The organism is Nevskia sp. (assembly GCF_021732705.1).
Lineage (GTDB): Bacteria > Pseudomonadota > Gammaproteobacteria > Nevskiales > Nevskiaceae > Nevskia.
This window is the reverse complement of sequence record NZ_JAKFUM010000006.1, coordinates 63009-86878: the sequence shown is the minus strand read 5'-3', so window position 1 is coordinate 86878 and position 23870 is coordinate 63009. Positions and strand designations below refer to the sequence as shown.

Annotated in this window: 23 protein-coding genes and 1 tRNA gene; 4 read left to right on the top strand and 20 right to left on the bottom strand. The window is 65.9% G+C overall.

Annotation, left to right across the window (positions count from 1 at the left end):
• Window positions 1-6: 6 nt before the first annotated feature.
• Window positions 7-1368, bottom strand: a complete 1362-nt coding sequence (locus tag QZ951_RS05790; protein WP_292999511.1) for an efflux RND transporter periplasmic adaptor subunit — start codon at window positions 1366-1368, stop codon at window positions 7-9.
• Window positions 1369-1715: 347 nt separating this feature from the next.
• Here QZ951_RS05790 and QZ951_RS05785 point away from each other — a divergent pair, with 347 nt between their 5' ends.
• Both QZ951_RS05785 and QZ951_RS05780 read left to right on the top strand, forming a co-directional pair.
• On the top strand, window positions 1716-2645 hold the full coding sequence (locus QZ951_RS05785) for a DUF808 domain-containing protein (RefSeq protein ID WP_292999509.1): 930 nt from the start codon (window positions 1716-1718) through the stop codon (window positions 2643-2645).
• 69 nt (window positions 2646-2714) lie between these two features.
• Window positions 2715-4394 (top strand): formate--tetrahydrofolate ligase, encoded by a 1680-nt coding sequence (locus tag QZ951_RS05780; protein ID WP_292999507.1) that lies wholly within the window; start codon window positions 2715-2717, stop codon window positions 4392-4394.
• 195 nt (window positions 4395-4589) lie between these two features.
• Here the strand turns inward: QZ951_RS05780 and QZ951_RS05775 are convergent, their stop codons facing one another.
• The 5 genes from QZ951_RS05775 to QZ951_RS05755 all read right to left on the bottom strand — a co-directional run bounded on the left by QZ951_RS05775 (window position 4590) and on the right by QZ951_RS05755 (window position 9780).
• Window positions 4590-5150: a DUF2058 domain-containing protein gene (locus QZ951_RS05775; protein WP_292999505.1), complete on the bottom strand. Its 561-nt coding sequence runs from the start codon at window positions 5148-5150 to the stop codon at window positions 4590-4592.
• A 71-nt stretch (window positions 5151-5221) separates the two neighbouring features.
• Window positions 5222-6742: an NAD(P)/FAD-dependent oxidoreductase gene (locus QZ951_RS05770; RefSeq protein WP_292999503.1), complete on the bottom strand. Its 1521-nt coding sequence runs from the start codon at window positions 6740-6742 to the stop codon at window positions 5222-5224.
• Window positions 6743-6957: 215 nt separating this feature from the next.
• Entirely contained in the window at window positions 6958-7896 is a 939-nt protein-coding gene (locus QZ951_RS05765) for a hypothetical protein (RefSeq protein ID WP_292999501.1), read from the bottom strand.
• Between the two features lie 43 nt (window positions 7897-7939).
• Window positions 7940-8767, bottom strand: a complete 828-nt coding sequence (locus QZ951_RS05760; protein WP_292999499.1) for an SDR family NAD(P)-dependent oxidoreductase — start codon at window positions 8765-8767, stop codon at window positions 7940-7942.
• A 116-nt stretch (window positions 8768-8883) separates the two neighbouring features.
• Window positions 8884-9780: a metal-dependent hydrolase gene (locus QZ951_RS05755; RefSeq protein WP_292999497.1), complete on the bottom strand. Its 897-nt coding sequence runs from the start codon at window positions 9778-9780 to the stop codon at window positions 8884-8886.
• A gap of 139 nt (window positions 9781-9919) precedes the next feature.
• On the opposite strand from QZ951_RS05755, the gene QZ951_RS05750 reads away from it, so the two are divergent.
• Window positions 9920-10648, top strand: coding sequence for a TetR family transcriptional regulator (locus tag QZ951_RS05750; RefSeq protein WP_292999495.1), 729 nt, complete (start codon window positions 9920-9922; stop codon window positions 10646-10648).
• A gap of 30 nt (window positions 10649-10678) precedes the next feature.
• On the opposite strand, the gene QZ951_RS05745 is transcribed toward QZ951_RS05750, so the two are convergent.
• From QZ951_RS05745 to ruvB, 11 genes are all read right to left on the bottom strand, one after another.
• Window positions 10679-10754: transfer RNA gene (locus tag QZ951_RS05745), tRNA-Lys, on the bottom strand.
• Between the two features lie 53 nt (window positions 10755-10807).
• Complete coding sequence (gene queC / locus QZ951_RS05740) at window positions 10808-11500, bottom strand: 7-cyano-7-deazaguanine synthase QueC (protein WP_292999493.1); 693 nt, start codon at window positions 11498-11500, stop codon at window positions 10808-10810.
• A 110-nt stretch (window positions 11501-11610) separates the two neighbouring features.
• A complete protein-coding gene (gene queE, locus QZ951_RS05735) occupies window positions 11611-12306 on the bottom strand; it encodes a 7-carboxy-7-deazaguanine synthase QueE (RefSeq protein ID WP_366943824.1) in 696 nt (231 codons plus the stop codon).
• A 22-nt stretch (window positions 12307-12328) separates the two neighbouring features.
• Window positions 12329-13138 (bottom strand): tol-pal system protein YbgF, encoded by an 810-nt coding sequence (ybgF, locus tag QZ951_RS05730; protein WP_292999489.1) that lies wholly within the window; start codon window positions 13136-13138, stop codon window positions 12329-12331.
• Between the two features lie 44 nt (window positions 13139-13182).
• A complete protein-coding gene (gene pal, locus QZ951_RS05725; RefSeq protein ID WP_292999487.1) occupies window positions 13183-13695 on the bottom strand; it encodes a peptidoglycan-associated lipoprotein Pal in 513 nt (170 codons plus the stop codon).
• A 79-nt stretch (window positions 13696-13774) separates the two neighbouring features.
• Complete coding sequence (gene tolB / locus QZ951_RS05720) at window positions 13775-15064, bottom strand: Tol-Pal system beta propeller repeat protein TolB (RefSeq protein ID WP_292999485.1); 1290 nt, start codon at window positions 15062-15064, stop codon at window positions 13775-13777.
• Window positions 15065-15093: 29 nt separating this feature from the next.
• The gene (gene tolA / locus QZ951_RS05715; protein ID WP_292999483.1) at window positions 15094-15966 is read right to left on the bottom strand and encodes a cell envelope integrity protein TolA; all 873 of its coding nucleotides are present in this window, start codon (window positions 15964-15966) and stop codon (window positions 15094-15096) included.
• On the bottom strand, window positions 15963-16427 hold the full coding sequence (tolR, locus tag QZ951_RS05710) for a protein TolR (protein ID WP_292999481.1): 465 nt from the start codon (window positions 16425-16427) through the stop codon (window positions 15963-15965). Before tolR ends, tolA begins: the two co-directional genes overlap by 4 nt.
• Window positions 16427-17113: a protein TolQ gene (gene tolQ, locus QZ951_RS05705; protein WP_292999479.1), complete on the bottom strand. Its 687-nt coding sequence runs from the start codon at window positions 17111-17113 to the stop codon at window positions 16427-16429. The genes tolR and tolQ overlap by 1 nt, the downstream gene beginning before the upstream one ends.
• 28 nt (window positions 17114-17141) lie before the next feature.
• Entirely contained in the window at window positions 17142-17591 is a 450-nt protein-coding gene (gene ybgC / locus QZ951_RS05700) for a tol-pal system-associated acyl-CoA thioesterase (RefSeq protein WP_292999477.1), read from the bottom strand.
• 106 nt (window positions 17592-17697) lie between these two features.
• Window positions 17698-18753: a Holliday junction branch migration DNA helicase RuvB gene (gene ruvB / locus QZ951_RS05695; protein ID WP_292999475.1), complete on the bottom strand. Its 1056-nt coding sequence runs from the start codon at window positions 18751-18753 to the stop codon at window positions 17698-17700.
• 183 nt (window positions 18754-18936) lie between these two features.
• Between ruvB and QZ951_RS05690 the strand changes: the two genes are divergently transcribed.
• Complete coding sequence (locus QZ951_RS05690) at window positions 18937-19515, top strand: flavodoxin family protein (RefSeq protein WP_292999473.1); 579 nt, start codon at window positions 18937-18939, stop codon at window positions 19513-19515.
• 59 nt (window positions 19516-19574) lie between these two features.
• On the opposite strand, the gene greB is transcribed toward QZ951_RS05690, so the two are convergent.
• The 3 genes from greB to QZ951_RS05675 all read right to left on the bottom strand — a co-directional run bounded on the left by greB (window position 19575) and on the right by QZ951_RS05675 (window position 23869).
• Entirely contained in the window at window positions 19575-20081 is a 507-nt protein-coding gene (gene greB, locus QZ951_RS05685) for a transcription elongation factor GreB (protein ID WP_292999471.1), read from the bottom strand.
• A 28-nt stretch (window positions 20082-20109) separates the two neighbouring features.
• Window positions 20110-21012 (bottom strand): MBL fold metallo-hydrolase, encoded by a 903-nt coding sequence (locus tag QZ951_RS05680; RefSeq protein WP_292999469.1) that lies wholly within the window; start codon window positions 21010-21012, stop codon window positions 20110-20112.
• Window positions 21013-21133: 121 nt separating this feature from the next.
• Window positions 21134-23869 carry an efflux RND transporter permease subunit gene (locus tag QZ951_RS05675; protein ID WP_292999467.1) on the bottom strand — a complete coding sequence of 912 codons (2736 nt, stop codon included), beginning with the start codon at window positions 23867-23869 and terminating at the stop codon, window positions 21134-21136.
• Window position 23870 lies beyond the last annotated feature (1 nt).

Genomic DNA, 23870 nt, shown 5'->3' with positions numbered 1-23870 from the left:
CGGGGCTCAGGGCTTTGCCGGCGACGGTGCTGGCGTCGGTGCTTCAACCGGTGCCGGACCGGCGCCGGCATCATCCGGTCGCCGCCGTCGCTTGCGTTCGCCGCCCGGTTCGCCCGGCTTGCCGGCAGCGTCACCGCCGGGTGCGGCCGCAGCCGCCGGATCAGCAGCCGGAGCATCGCCAGCCGGCTTGATCCTGGAGCCCGGCTGCAGCCGGTACTGGCCATCGACGACGATGCGGTCGCCGTCGTTCAGTCCGCTGGCGATCAGGGCCGTGCCGCCCTCGCTGAGCGCGACCTTGATCGGCCGCATCTCGGCGGTCGCCTCGCCCTTTTCGTTGGCGGTGGAGACATAGACGAAGTCGCCGTTCGGGCCGCGCTGCACGGCGTTGGCCGGAATCACCAGACCGTTCTTCTCGGTGCGGACCAGCAGCTTCATGTTGACGAACTGGCCCGGCCACAGGGCCTTGTCATCGTTCGGGAACGTCGCCTTCAGCAGGATCGTGCCGGTGGTCTGGTTGATCTGGTTGTCGACCACGGTCAGCTCGCCGGCGGCCAACTGCCGGGTGTTGTCACGATCGAAGGCGAGGACCTTGAGCCCCTGCCCGCCAGCGGCGCGAATGTCGCCGAGACTCTGCTCGGGCAAGGTGAACAGCACCGAGATCGGCTTGATCTGCGTGACCACGACCAGCCCGCCGGTGGTGCCGGCGTCGACCAGATTGCCGACGTCGACCAGGCGCAGGCCGGTGATGCCGCTGATCGGTGCGGTGACGCGGGCATAGCCGACGGAGATGCGGGCGTTCTGCACCGCCGCCTCGTTGGCCTTCACCGTGGCCTGCAGCTGCGCCACGGTCTGTGCCTGGGTGTCGAGCTGCTGCTTGGAGACATAACCGTCTCCCACCAGCTCGCTGAAACGCTGCAGATCGCGCCTGGCCGTGTTCAGCAGCGCCTCGTTCTGGGATTTCTGCGCCAGCGCCTGCTGCAACTGTGCTTCGAAGCTGCGCGGGTCGATCTGCGCCAGCAGGTCGCCGGCCTTCACCTCCTGCCCCTCCTTGAACGCGACCGATACCAGCTGGCCGCTGACCTGCGGCCGGACCGTCACCGTGTTGAACGCCTGCACGGTACCGAGGCCATCGAGATAGATCGGCACGTCGCGACGCGCGACATCGCCCAGGGCGACCGGAATGGGGCCGTCGAAGCCACCGGGACCGCCGGGGCCGCGCCGGATGCGCTTGCCTTCGCCCGGCTTGCCGGCGGCGGCCGGGGCATCGCTGCCATCCGCGAGCGTCGCCGCCGGCTTGCGAAGAAACACGAACCAACCGAGCACGGCGATCGCGCCAATGACCAGCGCGATAGCGACGACTCTGCGCATGCTGTTTGCTCCATCTTGAGAAGTGGGTGTGGCCCGAAAGCATCGGGCCGGGGCGTCGCCGAAGTCGCTTGGACGCGCGGGAACGGCATTCCGTTCAGTCGCCGCATCCGATCAGGGTTCCCGCCGGGAACATCCGGAACTGCACGGTTACCTTGCGGCAGACGCAACAGTCGCCGCAAGCCCCATTCGGGTGAAGTTCGGTAACGTTGACAACAGTTTAACGTGAGGTCGATGACAATCCCGGCGCGCGTCGAATCGGCGTCGCCCGCTCGCTGCCGCACCGGCCCCGGACGGTCATACTGCTGTTCCCGCGCGCTCGCTCGCGCTTGCCGACAAGGAACGCCGCCGTGGCTGGAAGCAGTCTGTTTGCCCTGATCGACGACATCGCGACCCTGCTCGACGACGTCGCCGCGATGACCAAGGTCGCCGCGCGCAAGACCGCCGGCGTGCTCGGCGACGATCTGGCGCTGAATGCGCAGCAGGTGTCCGGCATCGCCTCCGAGCGCGAACTGCCGGTGGTCTGGGCCGTGGCCAAGGGCTCGTTCATCAACAAGCTGATCCTGGTGCCGCTGGCGCTGGCGATCAGCGCGCTGGCGCCCGGGCTGGTGCTGCCGCTGCTGATGATTGGCGGCCTCTATCTGTGCTTCGAAGGTGTGGAGAAGCTCGCGCACAAGTTCCTGCATCCGGCCGCAGAAGACGAGGCTCACCATGCCGAACTGACGAACGCGCTGGCGGATCCGGCGATCGATCTGGTCGCATTCGAGCGGGACAAGATCAAGGGCGCGATCCGGACCGATTTCGTGCTGTCGGCCGAGATCATCGTGATCAGCCTCGGCACGGTCGCCGGTGCCGCGCTGACGTCACAGCTGGCGGTGCTGTCCGGCATTTCGGTGATCATGACCGTCGGCGTCTATGGTCTCGTCGCCGCGATCGTCAAGCTCGATGACGCCGGTCTCTACCTGAGCCGCAAGCCCGGCACGGGTCAGCAGGCGCTCGGCCGCCTACTGCTGGCAACGGCGCCGAAGCTGATGAAGACGCTTTCGGTGGTCGGCACTGCGGCGATGTTCCTCGTCGGCGGCGGCATTCTCGTGCACGGCATTCCGGGCGGCGAAGCCACCGTGCACCATCTGGCCGAAAGCGCCGGCAGCATCGGCGGCGCGGTGCTCGCGCCACTGCTGAATGGGGTCATCGGCGTCGTTGCCGGTGCCGTTGCACTGGCGGTCTTCATGCTGGGAACACGCCTGTTCGGCAAGCGCGCACCCGCCGCCAAGGCCTGATCGCGACCGGGTGGCGTTGGACTATCATTTCGGCACGACGCGCTGCCGGCGCGCATGACAGAAGAGCCCATGAAAAGCGATATCGAGATTGCCAAGGCCGCCACCCTGCAGCCGATCATTCCGCTGATCGAATCCCGTCTCGGAATTCCGGCGATCGAAATGGAGCCTTACGGTCATTACAAGGCCAAGCTGTCGCTCGACTACATTGCCGGCCTGCGCGCACGCCCGGATGGCCATCTGGTGCTGGTCACGGCGATCACGCCGACCCCACCGGGTGAAGGCAAGACCACGACGACGGTCGGCCTCGGCGATGCCCTGAACCTGATCGGCAAGCGCGCGATCACCTGCGTGCGCGAGCCCTCGCTCGGTCCGTGCTTCGGCATGAAGGGCGGCGCCACCGGCGGCGGCCAGAGTCAGGTGCTGCCGATGGAGGACATCAACCTCCATTTCACCGGCGACTTCCACGCCATCGCACTCGCCAATAACCTGCTGGCCGCGATGCTGGACAACCACATCCATCACGGCAACGCGCTGGGCATCGATGTGCGACGCATCACCTGGAAGCGCGTCGTCGACATGAACGACCGCGCGCTGCGCGACATCGTGGTGTCGCTCGGCGGGCCCGGCAACGGCTTCCCGCGGCAGGACGGTTTCAACATCGTGGTCGCCTCGGAAGTGATGGCGATTCTGTGTCTGGCGACGTCGCTGGCCGATCTCAAGGCGCGGCTCGGCCGCATCGTCGTCGCATCGACCCGCGACGGCGCACCGGTCACGGCGAAGGATCTGAAGTGCGACGGCGCGATGGCCGCACTGCTCAAGGACGCGATCAAGCCGAACCTGGTCCAGACCCTCGCCGGCAATCCGGCAATCATCCACGGGGGTCCGTTCGCCAATATCGCCCACGGCTGCAATTCGGTGATCGCCACGCAGACGGCGCTGAAGCTCGGAGAATATGTGGTGACGGAGGCCGGCTTCGGTGCCGATCTGGGCGCCGAGAAGTTCATCGACATCAAGTGCCGGCAGGCGGGCCTGAAGCCGGCCTGCGCGGTGATCGTCGCCACGGTGCGGGCGATCAAGTTCCACGGCGGCGTCGCGATGCCGGACATGGGCCGCGAGAACGTCGACGCGGTTCGCGCCGGCCTCGCCAACCTGCAGAAGCATGTGGCCAATGTCCGCGAGGTCTACGGCCTGCCGTGCGTCGTGTCGATCAACCATTTCACGGCCGACACGGCGGCCGAACTCGCCGTGATCCGCGAAGCCTGTGCCGCGATGGGCGTGGCCTGCGTCGAAGCGCGCCACTGGGCCGAGGGTGCCGCCGGTGCCGAGGCGCTGGCGCGGATCGTCGTCGAGCTTTGCGAAGCGAACGCCGCGCCGGGCGCGACACCGGTGTACGCCGACGAGCTGCCGCTGCTCGGCAAGATCGAAGCGATCGCGAAGCGGGTCTATGGCGCGTCCGGTGTCAGCGCCGAAGGCAAGGTCAGGAAGCAGCTGAAGGAATGGGCGGATGCCGGTTACGGCCACTTCCCGGTCTGCATCGCCAAGACCCAGTACTCGTTCTCGACCGACCCGAACCTGAAGGGCGCACCGACCGGCCATATGCTGCCGGTGCGCGAGGTGCGGCTGTCGGCCGGTGCCGGCTTCATCGTCGCCGTCTGCGGCGAGATCATGACCATGCCGGGCCTGCCGGCACGGCCGGCTGCGGAAGTGATCGACGTCGACGCCGACGGCAACATCAGCGGGCTGTTCTGAAGCCGGCGTCGCGTTGAAGCAGGCACCTCAAAATTTAAGCGCAAAGGCGCAAAGAAAGGCAAAAAGGAGGACGCAAAGGGAAAATTGTGAGCGGTCGCGTCCACCACGATTATCTTTGCGTCCTTGATTTTTTCCTTTGCGTCTTTGCGGTTAACGGTTGCCTTGTCCTTGACCCCCTGGAATGAGGGGGCATGGTCACCAGATCAGATCGTCCGGCACCTTGTAGTCCTTGTACGGATCGTTTTCATCGACCTTGTCGGACTCGCGGTTGATCACCGCCACGGCGTTCGGATCGCGCTCGCGAATCTTGTCGCCGACCGCGGCCGGCACCAGGAAATAGCGGCCTTCGCAGCGGGCAATCGCGAGGCGGCCGTCGATGATCTGGGCGCGCAGTTCCGGCGTCACCGGAATGCGGCGGATATTGTTCTTGCGGTCGGTGAAGTTGTAGAGCATCTCGCTCGCGACCGGCGGCAGCTTGTTGGCTTCGACCAGCTGCTTGATCTCGGCGTACTTCGCCTTCAGGGCCTGTTTTTCCTTGGCCTTTTCCATCAGTTCGCGATCTTTCGCGGCCTTGGCCAGACGCGCGGCTTCCGCGGCCTTCAGCGCTTCGGCATTCGGCGCTTGTGCCACGACCGGCTTGCCGTGATTGTGCTGACCGCGCGGCTTGTCCTTGCCGGTGGCGGCCTGTGCCTTCTCGGCCTGCTTCTTGGTGATCAGACCCGCCTGCAGCAGCTGGTCGCGCAGCGAAAGACTCATGTCGTTGACTCGTGGAGCGTGGGAGCGGCCGCGAAAGCTTAGCGCAGGCGGCTGTCCCTTTTCCGTGAACCTCAGACCAGCCGGTAATCGCGCTCGCGGAACGTCGCCATCTGCTTCGCGAACTGGGTCGCGAAGCCCGGGAACATCGTCGAGTTGAAGCCGTCGGCCGACAGGTACCAGCTCTTGCAGCCGGAGTTCCAGTTGGTCTTCGCGAGCCGCTTCTGAATGTCGACGTTGTAGGTCTTCTGTGCGTCGGCACGCACGTCGATGTACTTGAGCTTGCCCGCCGCCAGCCTGCCGATCGAGCGGACGATGTAATCGATCTGCGATTCCATGTAGACCAGCGCGGAATTGTGGCCGGGGCCTGAATTCGGACCGAACGTGAAGTACAGGTTCGGATAGCCGGACACCTGCACGCTCTTGTAGGCCTGCGCCCCGCCCGACCACTCGGCGTTCAGATCGCGACCGCCGAGGCCGTGCACCGGGAACGGCGTGCCGTTCTTCGACACCTCGAAGCCGGTCGCGAAGACGATGCAGTCGACCTGATGTTCCAGCCCTTCGACACTGCGAATGCCCTTCTCCGAGATGTTGGCGATCGGCCAGGAGATCAGCTCGCAGTTCGGCTTCTGCAGCGCCGGGTAGTAATCGTTGGTCATCAGCACGCGCTTGCAGCCGATCTTGAAGTCCGGCGTCAGCTGGCGACGCAGCCAGGCGTCCTTGACCTGCGCTTCGCGGAAGCGATTGCCGAGGATTTCCAGCGCCTTGGTCATCGGCGTGTTCCAGATCATCCCGAGCGCCATCGATTCGTGAATCCAGTACATCGCCTCACGCACCGCGGTCTGCGACACCGGCAGCTTGGCGAACAGCGCCTTCGTCCACTCCGGCGACTGGAAGTCGAAGCGCGGCAGCACCCAGCCCGGTGTGCGCTGGAAAACCTTGACCTTGTCGGCGACCTTGACCAGTTCCGGGATGATCTGGACAGCGGATGCGCCGGTACCGATCACGGCCACGCGCTTGCCGGCGAAGTCGTACGAATGATCCCAGCGCGCGCTGTGGATCTTCTTGCCCTGGAAGGTCTCGATGCCGCGCATGTTCGGGAAGCCGGCGTTCGACAGCGGACCCTGCGCCATCACCACCGAGCGCGCCTTGATCGGCTCGCGGCCGGTCAGGGTCACGGTCCACACGCCTTCACCGCCATCGAAATGCAGCGCCTCGACGTTGTGCTGGAAGCGGATCAGCGGCAGCAGGTCATGATCGCGCGCCAGCCCCTTGATGTACGCAAGGATTTCCCGGCTGCCCGAGTAGCCGCGCGTCCAGCCCGGGTTCTGGGCGAACGAGAACGAATAGAGGTTCGACGGAATGTCGCAGGCCGCACCCGGATACTGGTTGTCGCGCCAGGTACCACCGACCTCGGTGCCGCGCTCGACGATCGCGATGTCGGTGATGCCGGCCTTGCGCAGCTGGATGGCGCTGCCGAGCCCGGCAAAGCCGGCGCCGACGATCAGCACCTCAACCACTTTCACGGCGGAGGGATCGGCCGCCTTGCGGGAACGGCGGCCGGCGTCGGGGGCTTTGTCGAGGTACTGGGTCATGTGTTCTTGCTCGTGCAGGGTCTGACTTGGAGCGGGAAAAGCCGAATCAAAAGTTCAACGCAGAGGCGCAAAGAACGACAAAAGAAGGGACGCAAAGGAACAGCGATGACAACTGGAAACCGCACTCTTTCGATTGCCTTTCTTTGCGTCCTTTCTGTTTCCTTTGCGCCTTTGCGTTTAACGGTTGACGTTCGTCGGGCTCGCGTAAAGCCGGATCAGGCCGCCGTCTTCCAGGTCAGGCCCTTGACCCAGGTCGGCGTCGCCTTCAGCAGACGGCGCGGGTAGTAGTCGGTCAGGCGCACCAGCGCATCGACCGGCACGTGGTACAGCGACTTGCGGTCGACGACCATCGCCGACTGGTGGCTGATGATCTGGAACCACGGGTTGCGCCGGCCCTGCTCGGTGCGGCCGCCGATGCGCTTGTACTTGTTCATCGCTTCGTACAGGCGCTCTTCCTTCAGGCCCAGTTTCACCAGGTTGTCGCGCATGCGGTTCAGCAGCGGCAGGTAGGCGGCGATGCCGATGATCAGCTTCGGGTTCAGCAGGTTGCCAGCGGCCTTGACCAGCAGCTGATGCAGCTTGCCGTGGCCCATCACTTCGAGCACGTGGAAACCGATGCCAAGATGGCGCGCCTCGTCCTCGTTGATCTTCTCGAACGCGGCGTGGCAGACCGGATCCTTCACCGTATCCAGCAGGAACTTGCACAGCGCGCCGTCAAGCGCGATTTCCAGACTCGGGATCACCGAGCCGAGCACTTCCAGCGGCATCTCGTCGCTGTAGGTGTCGAGCCAGTCGATGACCAGCCGCAGGTTGATGTTCGGCTCCGGCAGAATCGGGTTGTCGGCATCGCCTTCGAGCATGCCCCAGCGCTTCATCAACGCCATTTCGACATTGGCGTGGCGCTGCTCTTCGGCGTGGAAGTAGCGATAGATCTCGGCCAGCGTGTCATCCGGCGCCTTCTTGGCCATCGCCGCGAAGGCGCGCGCGCCGACGTGTTCGATCCACATCAGGTCGGCCATGAACACCTTGAGCTTGGCGTACAGCTCCGGATCGCCGGTCACCAGTTCGGCACCCGGCGCATCCCAGTCGATGTCGGCCAGCGCCCACTGGGTGTTCTTGATCTTGGCCAGCATCTTCGCGGTATCGAGTTGCATCGGAAATCTCCTCCAGTTCTGGTGATCGAGATGAATTCGGGGATCAGGCCTTCGCCGTCATGAAGCGATTGAGCACACCGGCACCGCGGGCATAGAGGCCCGGCGCCAGGCGCTTCATGCGCCAGATGGCGCGCGCTTCCAGCTGCGGCAGCACGTAGAGCTGGTTGCGGTCGAGCGCATCGAGCGTCTGCTTCGCCACGCCATCGGCTTCGATGCCGGTCCAGCGCATGACCTTCTCAGCGAAGCCGGAGGTGCCGGCGTCGATGCGGCCATCCTTGACGATGTTCGTTTTCACGAAGGTCGGGCACAGTGCGGTGATGTGGATGCCGCTGCCCTGCAGTTCGGCGGCCATCGTTTCGCTGAGTGCGAGCACGGCAGCCTTCGACACGTTGTACGGGCCCATCATCGGCGCGGCGGCGAAGCTCGCGGTGGAGCCGACGTTGATGATTCCGCCGCGTCCGGCCGCGCGCAGCCGGGGCGCAAACACATGGCAGCCGTGGATCACGCCCCACAGGTTCACGCCGAGCACCCAGTTCCAGTCGTCCATCGATGTGGCACCGACCGGCTTGCCACCGGCGCCAACCCCGGCGTTGTTGATGACCACAGTCGCCGGCCCCTTGAACCAGGCTTCGGCCTTGGCGGCCAGCGCTTCGACGTCCTCGACCTTCGAGACATCGCAGCGCAGCGCGGTGCCGGTCGAGCCGAGTTCCTCGATCAGCTTCACGGTTTCCTTCGCGGCCGCGAGGTTGATGTCGGCGCAGACCACGCGGCTGCCACGGCGCGCCAGTTCCAGCGCGAACGCGCGACCGATGCCGCTGCCGGCACCCGTGACGACGGCGGTGGCATCACGAGTGATCTTCTTTCTGGCCATGAGGAATTCCGGAGTGAACTGCGGGCGCAGCATTCCCGGCGGGCTGTCAGGCAGCCCGGCTGGGAGCTTGGAGAGGAGTACCGCCGCCGTGCATCGCGATGCCCGGCAGCGGCGGCTTACGCGGCCTTCAGGTATGCCGCGCGCGGCGTGCGGAAGGCTTCGGTGAAGGACTCGACTTCGGCCAGGTAGTGGCTGTTGTCGTCATCCCATGGGTGGAAGCCCGGGCGGAAATAGTCGAACCACGGACGCACCATCTTGCGCAGGAAGCCGACTTCGCCGAACGCCATGCGGTAGAACGACTTCCAGCCCTTGAGATCAGTCAGCTTGCCTTCCTGACGGACGAAATTCAGGAAGTGCGGCGTCACCATCGCCCAGAACACGCTGGTGGCGAGCACCAGGCCAAACGCACGGATGATGTAGGCCTGCGCGCCCTTGCCCATCGCGGCTTCCCAGACGTCGTAGGCCACGCCCTTGTGCTCGGTTTCCTCGAGCGCATGCCAGCGCCACAGCGCCGCGTAGCCCTTTTCGGCGTTCTCGCTGATCCGCGGTTCCTTCAGCAGCGCATCGGCCATGATCGCGGTGATGTGCTCCAGCGCGATGGTGCCGGACAGGCGCATGGCCGGCGGCGTCGAATTCTGGAACCAGTCGAGCAGCGCCTTGACGCGCTTCTCGAACACCGCAGCCGACGGCAGTCGCTGGATCACGCGGTCGTTGTACTCGTCGTGCTCGCGGCCGTGCATCGCTTCCTGGCCGATGAACGCGGTCGCGGCCTTCTTGAGGTCCGGATCGGTGATCTGGTCGCGGTAGTGACGGACGGCGTCGATGAAGAAGCGCTCGCCGACCGGAATCACCAGCGACATGGTGTTCATCAGTTGCGTGAACTGCACGCCGCCATCGCCGACCCAGTCATGCGCGCGCTCGGCGGGCAGCGGAAACTGCGCGTCGCGGCGAACCGGCATCACGGTCTTCGACTTGGCGTTGCGGGTGGGCTTCTGGGTATCGATGACGCTCATCTTCGTTCTCCTCACTGGAATCCCCGAAGCCTTGCCGGCATCAGGTATACAATCGTCTACGTGGACAGTAGACGACTGTAGACAATGACGTCAACAGTCTCTGTGACATTATTTGATGGCAAGAACGTAAATCCCTGACATGGCGAAAAATTCAGATGGCGGTCGGGGCCAGGACAGGACGCCGGAACGCGTCCCGAGCGGTCGTCAGAAGCTGATGGAAGCGGCGCTGGAACTGGCCGCCACCACGCGGAGCCTGGCGAGCCTCGGTCTGCGCGAAGTCGCCCGCCACGCAGGCTTGAACCCGAACACTTTCTATCGCCATTTCAAGGACTTCGACGATCTGGGCGTGGCGATGCTGGATGAGCTCGGCACCGAACTGCGCGCCGGCCTGCGCGAAGCGCGGATGCGACCCGCCCAGGAGGGCTTCAAGCTGTCGGACTTCTCGAACCCGGCGGAAGGCCTCGCGCAGGCGCAGGCGCTGGCGCGCGAGTCGGTCGGACTCGTGCTCGATTTCGTCATGGATCACCGCGAGGCCTACACCGTCGGCATCCGCGAGCTGCACGGCACCAGCCCGGTGATGCGAAAGGCGATGCAGGGCCTGCTCGACGGCATTGCCGTCGACATGACCGAAGACCTGCTCGGCGTGCTGATGCTGCCGGCGGTGTCGCACGAGGAACTGCTGGCCGTGGCGCGCGTGATCGTGCGCCAGATGGTGTTCTTCTCGATGGACTACCTGGAACAGCCGTCGCGCCAGGCCGACATCAAGCGCGAGGCCGAGCGCTTCATCCTGCTGCTGTTCTGGGGAGCGATCGCCGCACGGGCGCCGGAGTTGCTGGCGGCGGCGAAGCTGAAATTTCCGACGATCTGACGGGCGGTGGCGTCGATGGAAGCGATCAAGTGGTGGGTCGTCTGGGACTCGAACCCAGGACCAACGGATTAAAAGTCCGATGCTCTACCGACTGAGCTAACGACCCTTGATCTTCGCGAGGCGCGGATTATAGCGGCAAGCGTGCCGAATTCCGCATGCTCAGCCTGCTGAAACGGCCTGATAGCGGGTTGGATCGGCGATGCCGGCGGCGATGAATCCGTCACGCCGCAGCCGGCAGGAATCGCAGCGACCGCAGGCGCGGCCCTCGGCATCGGCCTGATAGCAGGACACGGTCTCGGCGAAGTCGACACCGAGCTGCGTGCCGAGCGTGATGATCTGCGCCTTGCTCATCGCGATCAGCGGCGTCTGGATCTTCAGCGCACCTCCCTCGACGCCGGCGCGCGTGGCGAGCTGGGCAACCTTCTCGAACGCGGCAATGAACTCGGGCCGGCAGTCCGGATAGCCGCTGTAGTCGACCGCGTTGACGCCGATGAACAGCGCTTCCGCACCCTGCACTTCCGCCAAGCCGAGCGCCAGCGACAGGAACAGCGTGTTGCGCGCCGGCACATAAGTCACCGGAATGCCCGGTGTCGCGGCTTCCGGCACGGCGATGGAAGGATCGGTCAGGGCCGAGCCGCCGATCAAGTCGAGATTCACGTGAATCAGGCGATGCGAGGCCGCGCCGAGACGCTTCGCGACCTTTTCCGATGCCGCCAGTTCGGCACTGTGGCGCTGACCGTAGGCCACGCTCAGGCAGTGGCAGCGATAGCCGCCGGCGCGGGCGATGGCCAGCACGGTCGCGGAATCCAGCCCGCCGGACAGCAGGACGACGGCGCTTTTCTGAGGGTCCATCAGTCACTCCAGTTGAAGTTTCACCCGCCGGCCATGACACGGCCTCTCGCGCCAGCGTCAGCCACCGACAGGGCGCTAGACAGCGGGCGCGATGCTTCGCGAGTCGATCGCTAGCGCCCGGGCTCCGCGCCCCACAGCAGCTTGTGCAGCTGCATCTGGAAGCGCACGTGCAGGCGATCGGCGACGATCCAGTCCGCCAGGTCGCGCGCCGGCAGCTGGTTCGCGCTGGGCGAGAACAGCACGGTGTGGCGGTCGGTCAGCGCATGTTCGGCAACGATGCGCTTGGCCCAGTCGTAGTCGTCGCGGCTGCACAACACGAACTTGATCTGGTCCTGCGGCAGGAGCAGCGGCAGGTTGTCCCAGCGATTGCGCGCCACTTCGTTCGAGCCGGGCGTCTTGATGTCGAGGATCTTGACCACGCGCGGATCGACACCGGACACATCGAGCGCGCCACTGGTTTCGAGCGAGACGGTGTAGCCCGCGTCGCACAGCGCCGTCAGCAGCGGCAGGCACGCTTTCTGGGCCAGCGGCTCGCCGCCGGTCACGCAGACGTGCCGTGCGCCAAGGCTGGCGACGGTGGCGAGCACCTCCGCCTGCTCGTGCCATCGGCCGCCATGGAACGCGTATTCAGTGTCGCAGTAGCCGCAGCGCAGCGGGCAACCGGTGAGACGCACGAACACGGTCGGGCAGCCGACGAACGTCGATTCGCCCTGCAGCGACAGAAAGATCTCGGTGAGCTTGAGGCGGGTACTGCTGGCAGCCTTGGTCGCCGTCGTGGACCGAGGCGCAAGGCGCTCGGAACCGATAGCGAGCGAGGTCACAGGCGCACTATTTCAGCTGTGCCAGTCGGCTGCGTGCCTGCGCGGCGGCGCTGGCGTTCGGGAATTCCTTGATCACGCGCTGGTAAGCGGCTCGCGCCTGATCATTCTTCTTCTGTTCCTGCTGGATGATGCCGGTCTTCAGCAACGCATCCGGCACCTTCGGGCTGGCCGGAAACTTCTCGAGCAGCGAGCGGTAGCTCGACAGCGCGGCCGGATAGTCCTTCTTGATGTAATGACACTCGCCGGTCCAGTACCAGGCGTTGTCGGAATAATTGCCTTGCGGGTACTTGTCGAGCATCGACTTGAAACCGCGAATGGCATCGTCGTACTTCGCTGCCTTCAACTGATCGAAGCTGCGCAGGTAGAGCGCTTCCTCGTCGGCCGCCGAACTGGCGGGCGCCGCACCCACCGGTGGCGTCACGGCGCCGGGCACTGCGCCCGGCGGCAGACTGCCGTCCAGCGTGGCTGGAGCCGCGGCCAATGCAGCCGCTTCGAGTGTCTTCAGGCGACCGTCGAGCGAACCGGCCAGTTCCTGGTTGCGCCGCTGCGCCTGGTCGAAGTCGTAACGCAACTGCTCGATCAGACCGCGCAACTGGCCCAACTCCTGACTCGACTTCTGATCGCGTCCGGCATCGTTCGCGGTGATGCGACGCGACAGCTCGGCGACTTTCGTCTCGACCGCTTGCAGGCGCCGCTCTTCCGGACTCAGCGCCTGCTCGCCGTTGATCGGACCACCGTAATTCGACGCACACCCGGCCAGAGTCAGCGCTGCAAGCAGCGGAGCAGTGGCGCGGAACAGCTTGCGGGACTTGTCCATGTCGATCACGGTGGCCGATCTCGTTTCGAATCGAAGGCCGATTATTACTGGCCGACGATCTCGACGCGACGGTTCTGCGACCACGAGGCTTCGTCGTGACCCGTGGCGACCGGCTTCTCTTCGCCGTTCGAGGTCAGTTCGAGCTGGCCAGCGGCAACGCCGGCCGACTGCAGCGCGGCGCCGACGGCGGCCGAGCGGCGCTCGCCGAGCGAGATGTTGTACTCGCGGGTGCCGCGCTCGTCGGTGTTGCCCTGCAGCTGGGCCTTCGCGGTCGGGTTGGCGGTCAGGTAACGGGCCCAGGCAGCAACCACGTCCTTCGATTCCGGCTTCAGATCGCTCGAGTCGAAGTCGAAGTAGACGACGCTCTGGGTCGAGGCCGGACGGGTGCCGGTGGTCGACGCGGCTGCGGCGGTCGAAGCCGGCGAGCCCTGCGAGGTGGTCGTCTGCTTGACCGGCTCGGCAGCAGCATTGGCATTCTTGTCGCCGGTGCTGGAGCAGCCGGTGGCGACGGCAGTGAGAGCGAGGGTAGCGCAGGCAAACCACTTGTTGTTCAGCATTTTTTTACACTCCATGACGACAGCAAAAACGAATAGAAGACGCGGACAGGAAAACTCTACTAACGAAATCTTGACAAGCTCAGGGCTTGGCGTACGGTGCCCAAGCCGGTTCACGAACCTCACCAGTGTGCCGCAACTGTTGCCGCACTGCACCATCCGTCGAAACGGTCGCGAGTTCCGCGCCACTGGGACCCTGGCGTGTGTAGATCACGACGGCACTGTTTGGGGCAAAGCTCGGACCTTCATCCAGCGGTCCGTCACTGACCAGGCGCATGGCCTTGGTTGCGACATCCACAAGCCCAATACGATAACCGGAACCGTCGTAGTTGACTAGTGCAAGAGTCTTGCCATCTGGCGAAAAACGGGGCTGCTCGTTGCGCCGTCCGTCGAAAGTCAGCCGCCGTGCCTCGCCTCCATCGATGCTGACCGTGTAGATCTGCGCGGTTCCGCTGCGATCGGACAGGAACGCGACGGTCCGGCCATCGGGCGAAACGGTTGGCGAGGTGTCGATCGCGAAACTGTCGGTCAGCCGGCGACGAGCCTTGGTCGCCAGGTCGATGACGTAGAGATCGGAATTCTTCTGGAAGCTCAGCGTCACCACCAGCTTGTTGCCGTCGGGGGTCCAGGCCGGCGCGCTGTTGATGCCCTTCTCGCCGAGGAAGGTCACGTATTCGCCGGTCGCCGGCGTCTGGATGATGACTTTCGAACGCCCGCCTTCGAACGTCACATACGCGATCCGCTTGCCGTCCGGCGACCACGCCGGCGACAGCAGCGGCTCGAAGCTGCGCGCGATCTCGCGCGGGTTCTCGCCGTCGGCATCGGCCCAGATCAGCTTGTACTGACGCCGCCCGCCGACATTGGCGACGGTGACATAGGCGATGCGGGTGTCGAACACGCCGCGCACGCCGGTCAGCTTTTCGTAGATCTGGTCGGCCATCTTGTGCGCCATCGAACGCCAGTCGCTGGCGCGCGTGGCCGACGCCTCGATGTTCAGGGTCTTGGTCGTGCGGAAGACGTCGAACAGTTCGGCATTGGCCTTCGCGACCCAGCCGGTGAAGGCCTGCACGCGGCCGATCACCAGCGCTTCCTGACCCAGCGCACGCCAGGTGCGGTAGTCGACCTGCGCTTCCTCGGTCGGCAGCGGGTCGAAGCCCTTCATGTCGTCGCGTTTCAGCGAACGGAACAGGCCGCTGCGATCGAGATCGGCGGCGATGATCGCGGCGATGTCGGCCGGCTGGCCGGTCGCCTGCGCGAACGGCACGACGGCGATCGGCTGCGCGGCCCGGGCGCCGCCGACCACGGTGATGTCGAGATCGGCCGACGCCGCGAAGCTGGTCGACAGCAGGAGTCCCGCAAGGATCTTGTTCATGGCCATGTCCTGATTCGTTCGGGTGGGTGTCAGCGCGGCACGAAGGTGATGTTGATGCCGGGCTTGAAGACGGTGGGATCCCGCGGCAACGGCATCGGGCTTGCCTTGTAGACCGCGCGCAGCACGGATTCGTCGAACAGGCTGTTGCCGCTTGGCGTGCGGATGCTCGCCGACAGCACTTCACCCGTCGCCGACAGCTGCATGTTGATCACGCATTTCAGGTTGTTGTCGACGGTCGACGGACGGGTCCAGACCCGCTGGATCGCCGCCGTCAGCTGCGTGGCCCACAAGCTGATCTCCTGCGCCGAGCGCTGTTCCGCCTCGGCGCCGAGAGCGGCCGCGAGTTCGGCTTCGCGCACGCGCTTGGCTTCGGCATCGCGCTTGGCCTGCTCGGCCTTGTTCTTCTTGTCGGCCTGCAGCCGCTTTTCCTCTTCCTCGATCGCCGCGCGCGCCAGTTCTTCCTCGCGCTTCGCGTTTTCGGCTTCCTTCTTCTTCTTCGCTTCCTCGGCCAGCCGCTTCTTGTCGGCGACTTCCGCCGCCTGCTTTTTGAGCAGCGCGTCCTGCGCGGCCTTCTGCTCGGCCGCCTTGACCTCCTGCTCGCGCTTGGCTTCGGCGGCTTTCGCCTCCTCCGCCTTCTTCTCGCGCAGCACTTCCTGCGGGTCCGGCTTCGGCGGCTCGGGATTCGCCTTCGGCGTTTCCGGTTCCGGTGCCGGCGGTTCCGGCGTTGGCGGTGCTTTCGGCTCGGCCTGCGGCTTCGGCAGTTCCTTCGACGAAATCAGCTGGCCCTGAATGATGTTGACCGGCTCCGGCACGCGGCCGCACTGCACGCCGCTGAACAGCAGGCCGAATACGGCGAGATGCAGCGCAACCGCCGCAACGAAGTGGCGCGACGAAAGCTTCATCCGCGCGTCGGTTTGTCCGCGCCGCGCGGCACGCTCGGGGCATCGGTGACGAAGCCGATCTTCGCGGCACCGGCCGCCTGCAGCAGCGACATGCCGTTGGCCACGCGGTCATAGGTCACGGCCTTGTCCGCGCGGATCAGCACCAGGGTCTGCGGCTTGTTGCGCAGCACCGCACCGACGCGGTCGATCACCGTCTGGTCGCCGAGCGGCTTCTTGGTATCGCCGCCGGCGTCGAGGAAATACTCGCCGCGGGCATTGACGAACAGGGTCAGCGGCTCGTCGTCGGCGGTGATCGTTTCGGCACTCGCCTGCGGCAGTTCGACGTCGATGCCCTGCGTCAGCAGTGGCGCGGTGACCATGAAGATCACCAGCAATACGAGCATCACGTCGATGTACGGCACGACGTTCATTTCCGCCGCGAGCCGGCGCTTGCCCTTCTTCGGTGACACCGAGCCCGCCATCAGGCGTTCCTCGAGCCGCCGCGCAGGCCGCGTTCGACAATGCCGGTCATTTCTTCCGCAAACGTCGAGAAGCGATTCTCGATGCTGTCGACCCGCGCGGTGAAGAAGTTGTAGGCGATGACCGCCGGAATCGCCGCGAACAGGCCGATGGCGGTCGCGATCAGCGCCTCGGCAATGCCGGGCGCAACGCTCGCCAGCGTGGCCTGCTTGACGTTGCCGATCGCGACGAAGGCATTGATGATCCCCCATACGGTGCCGAGCAGGCCCACGTACGGGCTGGTCGAGCCGATCGTGGCCAGCAGGCTCAGCCCGCCTTCGAGCTTCTCGGTCTCGCGCGACATCGCCACGCGCATCTGGCGCTGCACGGCGGCCAGCGCGTCGTCGGTCTGGCCCTTCAGCGACTGCTGCCGCGTGTATTCCTCGTAACCGGCCCGGAAGATCTGCGGCAGGCCTTCCTCGGGATCACGACCTCGCCGCAAGCCTTCGTACAGATCGGCGAGCGAGCCGCCGGACCAGAACTTGGCCTCGAACGCGATCGCCTGATTCTGGATGCGCGCCAGCAGTCCGCGCTTGGCGAGGATCACCGCCCAGGACGTCAGCGACGCCGCCAGCAGCGCGCCCATCACCAGCTGGACCGGGATGCTGGCCTGCAGTACCAGTTGCGACAGCGAGATCGTGCCACTCATGCGCAATTCTTCCTTTTATCTTTCTTGATCAATGGGTTGTCGCTTGCCGCGCCGGCTGCGGCAGACGCGGCACCAGCCGCTCGCGCAGGCCCGCGGGCAGACCGCAGGGCTTGAACTGCACGGCGTCGACACAGGCCACGCGCACCTGCGCCGTCGCCAGCAGCCGCGTTGCGTCCTGCGCCAGCCGAAGCTCCTGAGCCATCGTCAGGCTGGCACGTCGACACTCGGTGACCGCGACACTCGCGATCAGCTCGTCGTCGAGCCGCGCCGGCATTCGAAACGCGACTTCTACGTGGCTGACCGTGAACGCCACCTGAACCTCGTGTCGCAGCGCCTCCTGCGAATAGCCCAGCGCACGCAGCCACTCGGTGCGGGCGCGCTCGAAGAACTTCAGGTAGTTCGCGTGATAGACCACGCCACTGACGTCGGTATCTTCGTAATAGACCCGCAGGGGCCACGTGAACAGCGCTGGGTTCATCCGGATTTCACTGGCAAGTCACTGTAATGGTAGCGGATGTCGCAGCGCAGCAAGACAGCCGGCGGACGATGGCGCGGAGCGCGCGCGGGGCAATGCGCGGGTTCGCTCACTCGCCGTCGCTGAACAGGTCGGCCTCGTGCCGTTTCGGCTGGGCGATGCCGTAATGGAGATAGGCCAGCTTGCCGACCATGCGCCCGCGCGGTGTGCGCAGCAGATAGCCCTGCTGGATCAGGTACGGCTCGATCACGTCCTCGATGGTGTCGCGGGCCTCGCCGATGGCTGCCGCCAGGTTGTCGAGTCCGGCCGGGCCGCCGTCGAAGCGCTCGATCAGCGCCATCATCAGCTTGCGGTCCATCAGGTCGAAGCCTTGGGCATCGACATCAAGCATCTTCAGCGCTGCGGCGGCGATCGCGGCGCTGATCACGCCGGTGCCGCGCACTTCGGCGTAGTCGCGCACGCGGCGCAACAGACGGTTGGCGATGCGCGGCGTGCCGCGCGAGCGCCGGGCGATCTCGTAGGCGCCCTCTTCCTCGACCGGCACGCCGAGAATGCCGGCCGAACGCTTCACGATCATCGTCAGGTCGGCCACCGAGTAGAACTCGAGCCGCTGGATGATCCCGAAGCGGTCGCGCAGCGGCCCGGTCAGGCTGCCGGCGCGCGTGGTCGCGCCGATCAGCGTGAACGGCGGCAGGTCCAGCCGGATCGAACGCGCGGCAGGCCCCTCGCCGATCATGATGTCGAGCTGGTAATCCTCCATCGCCGGGTACAGCACTTCCTCGACCACCGGCGACAGGCGGTGGATCTCGTCGACGAACAGGATGTCGCGCGGCTCCAGATTGGTCAGCAGGGCCGCGAGGTCGCCGGCCTTCTCCAGCACCGGGCCGGAGGTCTGGCGCAGATTCACGCCCAGTTCGGCGGCGAGGATGTGCGCCAGCGTGGTCTTGCCGAGGCCTGGCGGCCCGAAGATCAGCACGTGATCGAGTGCTTCGGCGCGCGCGCGCGTGGCGGCGATGGCGATGCCCATCTGCTCGCGCACCGCCGGCTGGCCGACGTAATCCTCGAGCCGCTGCGGGCGGATCGCGCGGTCGACGCGGTCTTCGTCGGTGCGGACGCCGGCAGACATCAGGCGATCGGACGAGCTGTCATCAGGGGTACGGGCCATCCTGCATTGTAGTGGAGGCCGCCGTGCCGCCGTCACGAACGCCACGCTGATCGACATCAAGCCGGCCGCAGGCACAGCCGCGGCATTCACACAAATCTGGCATGCGTCGGGTTAAGGTTCGCCATCGGCACGAACTGGGCGTGCCTTTCGATACCAAACAGACAAGTCGCGAGGAGCAAGCACATGAACAAGGTCAAGATCGTCATCGCCTATCACAGCGGCTATGGCCACACCAAGAAGCAGGCGGAAAGCGTCGGGGCAGGCGTGGCCGGCGTCGGCGGCATCGGCGTGCAGCTGATCAACGTCGCCGATCTCAACGATCACGTCTGGACCGCGCTGGAAGAGGCCGACGCCATCATCTTCGGCTCGCCGACCTACATGGGCGGCGTCTCGGCGGACTTCAAGAAGTTTGCCGATGCCAGCTCCAAGCCATGGTTCGGCCAGAAGTGGAAGAACAAGATCGCCGGCGGCTTCACCAATTCGGCATCGATGAACGGCGACAAGGGCGCCACGATCCAGTACCTGATCACGCTGGCCATGCAGCACAGCATGATCTGGGTCGGCACCGGGCTGATGCCATCGAACTCGGGCAAGGCCACGCGCAACGACGTCAACTACCTCGGCGCGTTTTCCGGAGCGCTGGCGCAGTCACCGAGCGACGTCGGCCCCGACGAAGGCCCGCTGCCGGGCGATCTGGAAACCGCCCGTCTGTACGGCGAGCGCATCGGCCAGATCACCAAGCAGTTCAAAGGCGTTGCCTGATCGCAGGTCGTCCGCGGGCGCTTGATCGCATCAAGCGCCCGCGCTGAATCCGGAGTGCGTCACGGCGAAGCGCCGTAACGCACCGCCAGCAATTCCAGTTCGCTTTCCCCGCCGGGCAGCGCGACCTTCACCACATCCCCTTCCGAACGCTTCAGCAGCGCCCGCGCCAGCGGCGAGTCGATGCTGATGTAGCCGCGTGGCGGGTCGATCTCGTCGGCGCCGACGATCCGGTAGCGATGCTCGACACCGGCATCGTCGGCCACGTCGATCCAGGCGCCGAAGAACACCTTGCTCGGGTCACCGGGTGCTGCGTCGACCACCTTCAGATCCGGAATGCGCATCTGCAGGTAGTGCACGCGGCGGTCGATCTCGCGCAACTCCTTCTTTCTGTAGATGTATTCGGCGTTTTCGGAACGATCGCCCTCGGCTGCCGCCGCCGACAGCGCCCGCACCACCTCCGGCCGGCGCACCCGCCAGAGCTGGTCGTACTCGGCCTTGAGTCGCGCCGCGCCCTCCGCGGTGATGTACGGAGAGCTTTTCGGCTGCGGCTCGCGGTAGCGGGACATCCGGTGGCGGTGCGCCTGCGTCGGCGACTCAGTTGTCCGACGGCGGCGCCAGCAGGCTCGCGTGGACGATCGCGACGAACTGCTCCGGCTTCAGGAAACCCTTGCCCCAGACGGCATCGAGATCGGCCGTCGGCTTGTCCGACTGGATCTTGGCCAGACTGTCGCCGCGCTGGATCGCCGCCTTCAAGCGTCCGCGAACCGTCGACAGCATGTCGCGGTACGCGATCAGCGCCTGACGGTCGCCCAGCGGACCGTGGCCCGGAATGATCCTCGTGTCGTCGTCGACGCTGTTGATCAGCCGGCCGACATTGGCGATGACGCCATCGATCGATCCACCGCTCGACACGTCGATGAACGGATACGTGCCGTTGGTGAACAGGTCGCCGGTGTGCAACACGTTGGCCTTCTTGAACAGCACGATGCTGTCGCCGTCGGTGTGGCCGGCCTCGACGTGCGTGACGCTGATCTCGTCACCGTTCAGGTGGAACGTCACCGCTTCGGCGAACGTGATCACCGGCAGCGCGGCGGCGGGCGATGCCGGCACCTTGAGGCCGAAGGCCTTGATGAACTGTTCGGTGCTCATCCGCTTGCGGACGTTGTCATGCGCCACGATCACGGCACCGGCCTTGCCGAAGCCTTCGTTGCCGCCGGTGTGGTCGCCGTGCCAGTGCGTGTTGACGATGAACTTCAGCGGCTGCGGTCCGAGCGCCTGCAGGGCCTTGCGGATGTTGTCGGACATCACCGCGTACTGGTCGTCGATAATGACGATGCCGTCCGGCCCGCTCGACACGCCGATGTTGCCGCCGACGCCTTCCAGCATCGAGACCGAGCCGGCGATCCGGGTGGTCTTGATCGGTGCCGCCTGCGGACCCTGCGCCGCCGCCACGACCGGTGCCGCGACGACCGCGGCGATGAGCCATTTCCTGAGCATGTGTTGTCCCCGATGAGCGTTTCGAATGGAGTGCAAGCGATGGCGCGCAGTATGGCAGCGGCGCTGTCCGGCAGCGTCACCCGCGGCGCTGTTCGCGGCCCCTTCCGCAGCGCATGCGGCGTCAGCGCACCAGTGCCGTCATGCGCGCGATGCGCTCGGCCTGGATCCGGTTCAGATTCCGGAACACGGTCGCCGCGATTGCCGGATAGCGTTCGCGCAGGCGCTCCAGATCCTGCGAGTTGAAGCGCAGCAGCCGGACATCGGTCACGGTGTCGACACTGGCCGTGCGGCGCTGGCCGAAGTAACCGGCCTCGCCCATCACCGCGCCGCGCGACATCGTCGACAGCACGCGCTTCTCGTCGTCGCGCTCCACCGTGGCCTCGACCGTGCCATCGACGACGACGTAGATGTCCCGCGCCATCTCGCCTTCCTGAATGATCCGGGTACCGGCCGGCTGCCGCTCCAGCCGCGACATCAGCGCGAACAGCCGCGCCTGCCGGTTCGACAGGCCGGACAGCAGCGGAATCGTGTGCTGCGGGCTGCGGCCCAGATCGAGCCGCAGCAGGTCCCACAGGGTGACGATGCGCAGCCGCGAGCCGAGCGCCGGCGTCAGCGTCATGTCCGCGATCAGTGCCATGAACAAGGTCCACGCGCCGAGCGCGCCGAACTGCACCTGATTGCGCAGTTCGCTGCCGGTGAACACGAGGAAACCGAGGCACAGCGAGATCGTCGCCATCGTGATCGGTCGCAGCACGGCCTCGAGCGCCGAGCGCACCGCGCCGGCTTCCTTGCCCTGCTCGCGGGCATCGCTGTTGAACCGCGCGAGGAAGTGCACGGTATCGTTGACGGCGATGCCGAGCACGATGCAGGCGATCAGGCTGGTCGTCGGGTTCAGCGGAATGCCGAGCACGCCGAGCGTGCCGAAGTAGACCGCGATCGGCACGATGTTCGGCAAGGTCGCGATCAGACCGGCGCGCGCCGACGTGAACATCAGCGACAGCAGCACCCAGATCGCGATGACGGCGATGATGATCGACGCGAAATGGCCACTGGCCAGCTGGTTCACGGCACGCGTGGCCAGCACCGGGCTGCCGGTCAGCCGCGCCTGCACCGGCGGCGGCAGTTCCGCCATCCGCGCTTCGACCCGCTCGAGGAAATCGCCGATGGCCAGCGAGCCGTCGACATTGATCCGCACCGACATCAGCGCGCTGCGGTACTGCGGGTCGATCAGGCGGGCCTGCGCCTCGCCGCTCGAGAACAGCAGGATCTGCTTGATCGCCGGGGCGTTGTCGGGGATGGCGAAGTACAGCGGGTCGTTGTTGTTCAGCGCCAGATTGGTCAGCTTCAGCTGATCGACGAACGACACCGCCTGCCCCACTTCCGGCTGCGCCCGCAGCCAGTCCTGAAAGCTGCCGATGGCCTCGATCACGGTCGGGTTGGTCAGGGCTTCCGGCAACTGGCCGTCGAGATAGACGGTGATGAAGTTCGCGCCATTGAAGGTCTTGCTGATCGCTTCGAAATCCTGCCGGACGGTCGTGGTCTCGGCGAAGCTCGCGATGAAATCGGCGCCGCTGCGAATCCGCGCGGCCGCAGCAAAGCCGATGACGATCAGCACGGCGGCCACGGCGATGATCGCGCGACGATGACGCAGGTTGAACGCCGTGAGCCGTGCCGCGAACGGAATGAAGAAACGCGCGGCGATCGACGGCAGCGGCTTGCGCACGCCGCCAGCGTTCAGCAGCGCCGGCAGGAACAGGTGCGTCAGCGCGCCCATGTACAAGGTGCCGAGGCTCGCCAGCCAGGCGAAATCGCGCACGGCCGGCAGCGGGTTCAGCAGCAGCGACAGGAAGCCGATGACGGTGGTCGTCGCCGACAGCGTCAGGCCGGTCGAGATCCGGCGCATCACCCACTCGGCGCGTTGCGTCGGACGCGCCGCCGGGATCGTGCTGTTCGACAGGAAATGCGCCGACAGCAGGTGGATCGTGTACGACAGCCCGATGGTGATCACCAGCGGCGGCACGATGGCGCTGACCAGATTGAAGCGGATGCCGAGCAGCACCGCGCTCGCCACCGTCCACAGCAGCGCGATGCCGACAGCGAGCAGCGCCGACAGTGCCGCCACCGGGCTGCGGAAAGCGCCCAGCAGGAACACCGCGATCACCGCGAACACCGCCGGCACGGTGAAGCGCAAGGTCCGGTCCAGCGCGCCGCTGGTGGCCGCGCGCACCGGCAGCGTGCCGCTGAGGTGGACTTTGGAGTCCCCGGCGATGTCGGCCGCCGCGCGCCGGAGCTGGCCTTCGAAATCCGCCGCCAGATAGTCCTTCGGCGACAGATCGGGCACCGTCAGCGCGAACGCCGCCGTGGCGCCGTCATCGGCCACCAGCGTGCCGCGATACAGCGGATTCGCCGCGATCTGGCCGGCGAAACCATCGATCAGCGCCGGGTTCGCGCGCGCCTGTTCGGTGAACGTGGTGACGTCGATCTCGTCGCCCGTCGCCTGCAGATTCGGCGCCGTTGCCAGCGAGAACACGCCGGTGACGCCGGGCAGCGCCTTGAAGCGCTCGGTCAGCGCGGCAACCTTTTCGAGATTGGCCGCCGTCAGCACCTGCGGCTCGAAGCGCACCGCGACGATCAGCGGATCGTCCTCGCCGAAGGTCTGGCGCACCTGTTCGAGCACGGCGCGTCCGGGATCGTGCGCCGGCAGCAGCGCCTCGGCCGACGGGTCGACATGGAAACGGACGCTGCGGGTCAGCGGATCGATGCAGATCAGCAGCGCGATCAGGCTGGCGATCGCGACCGTGGCCAGCACCGTGCGCGGGCGCCGTGCCACTGCGCCGAGCCAGGCTACCGTGTTCATG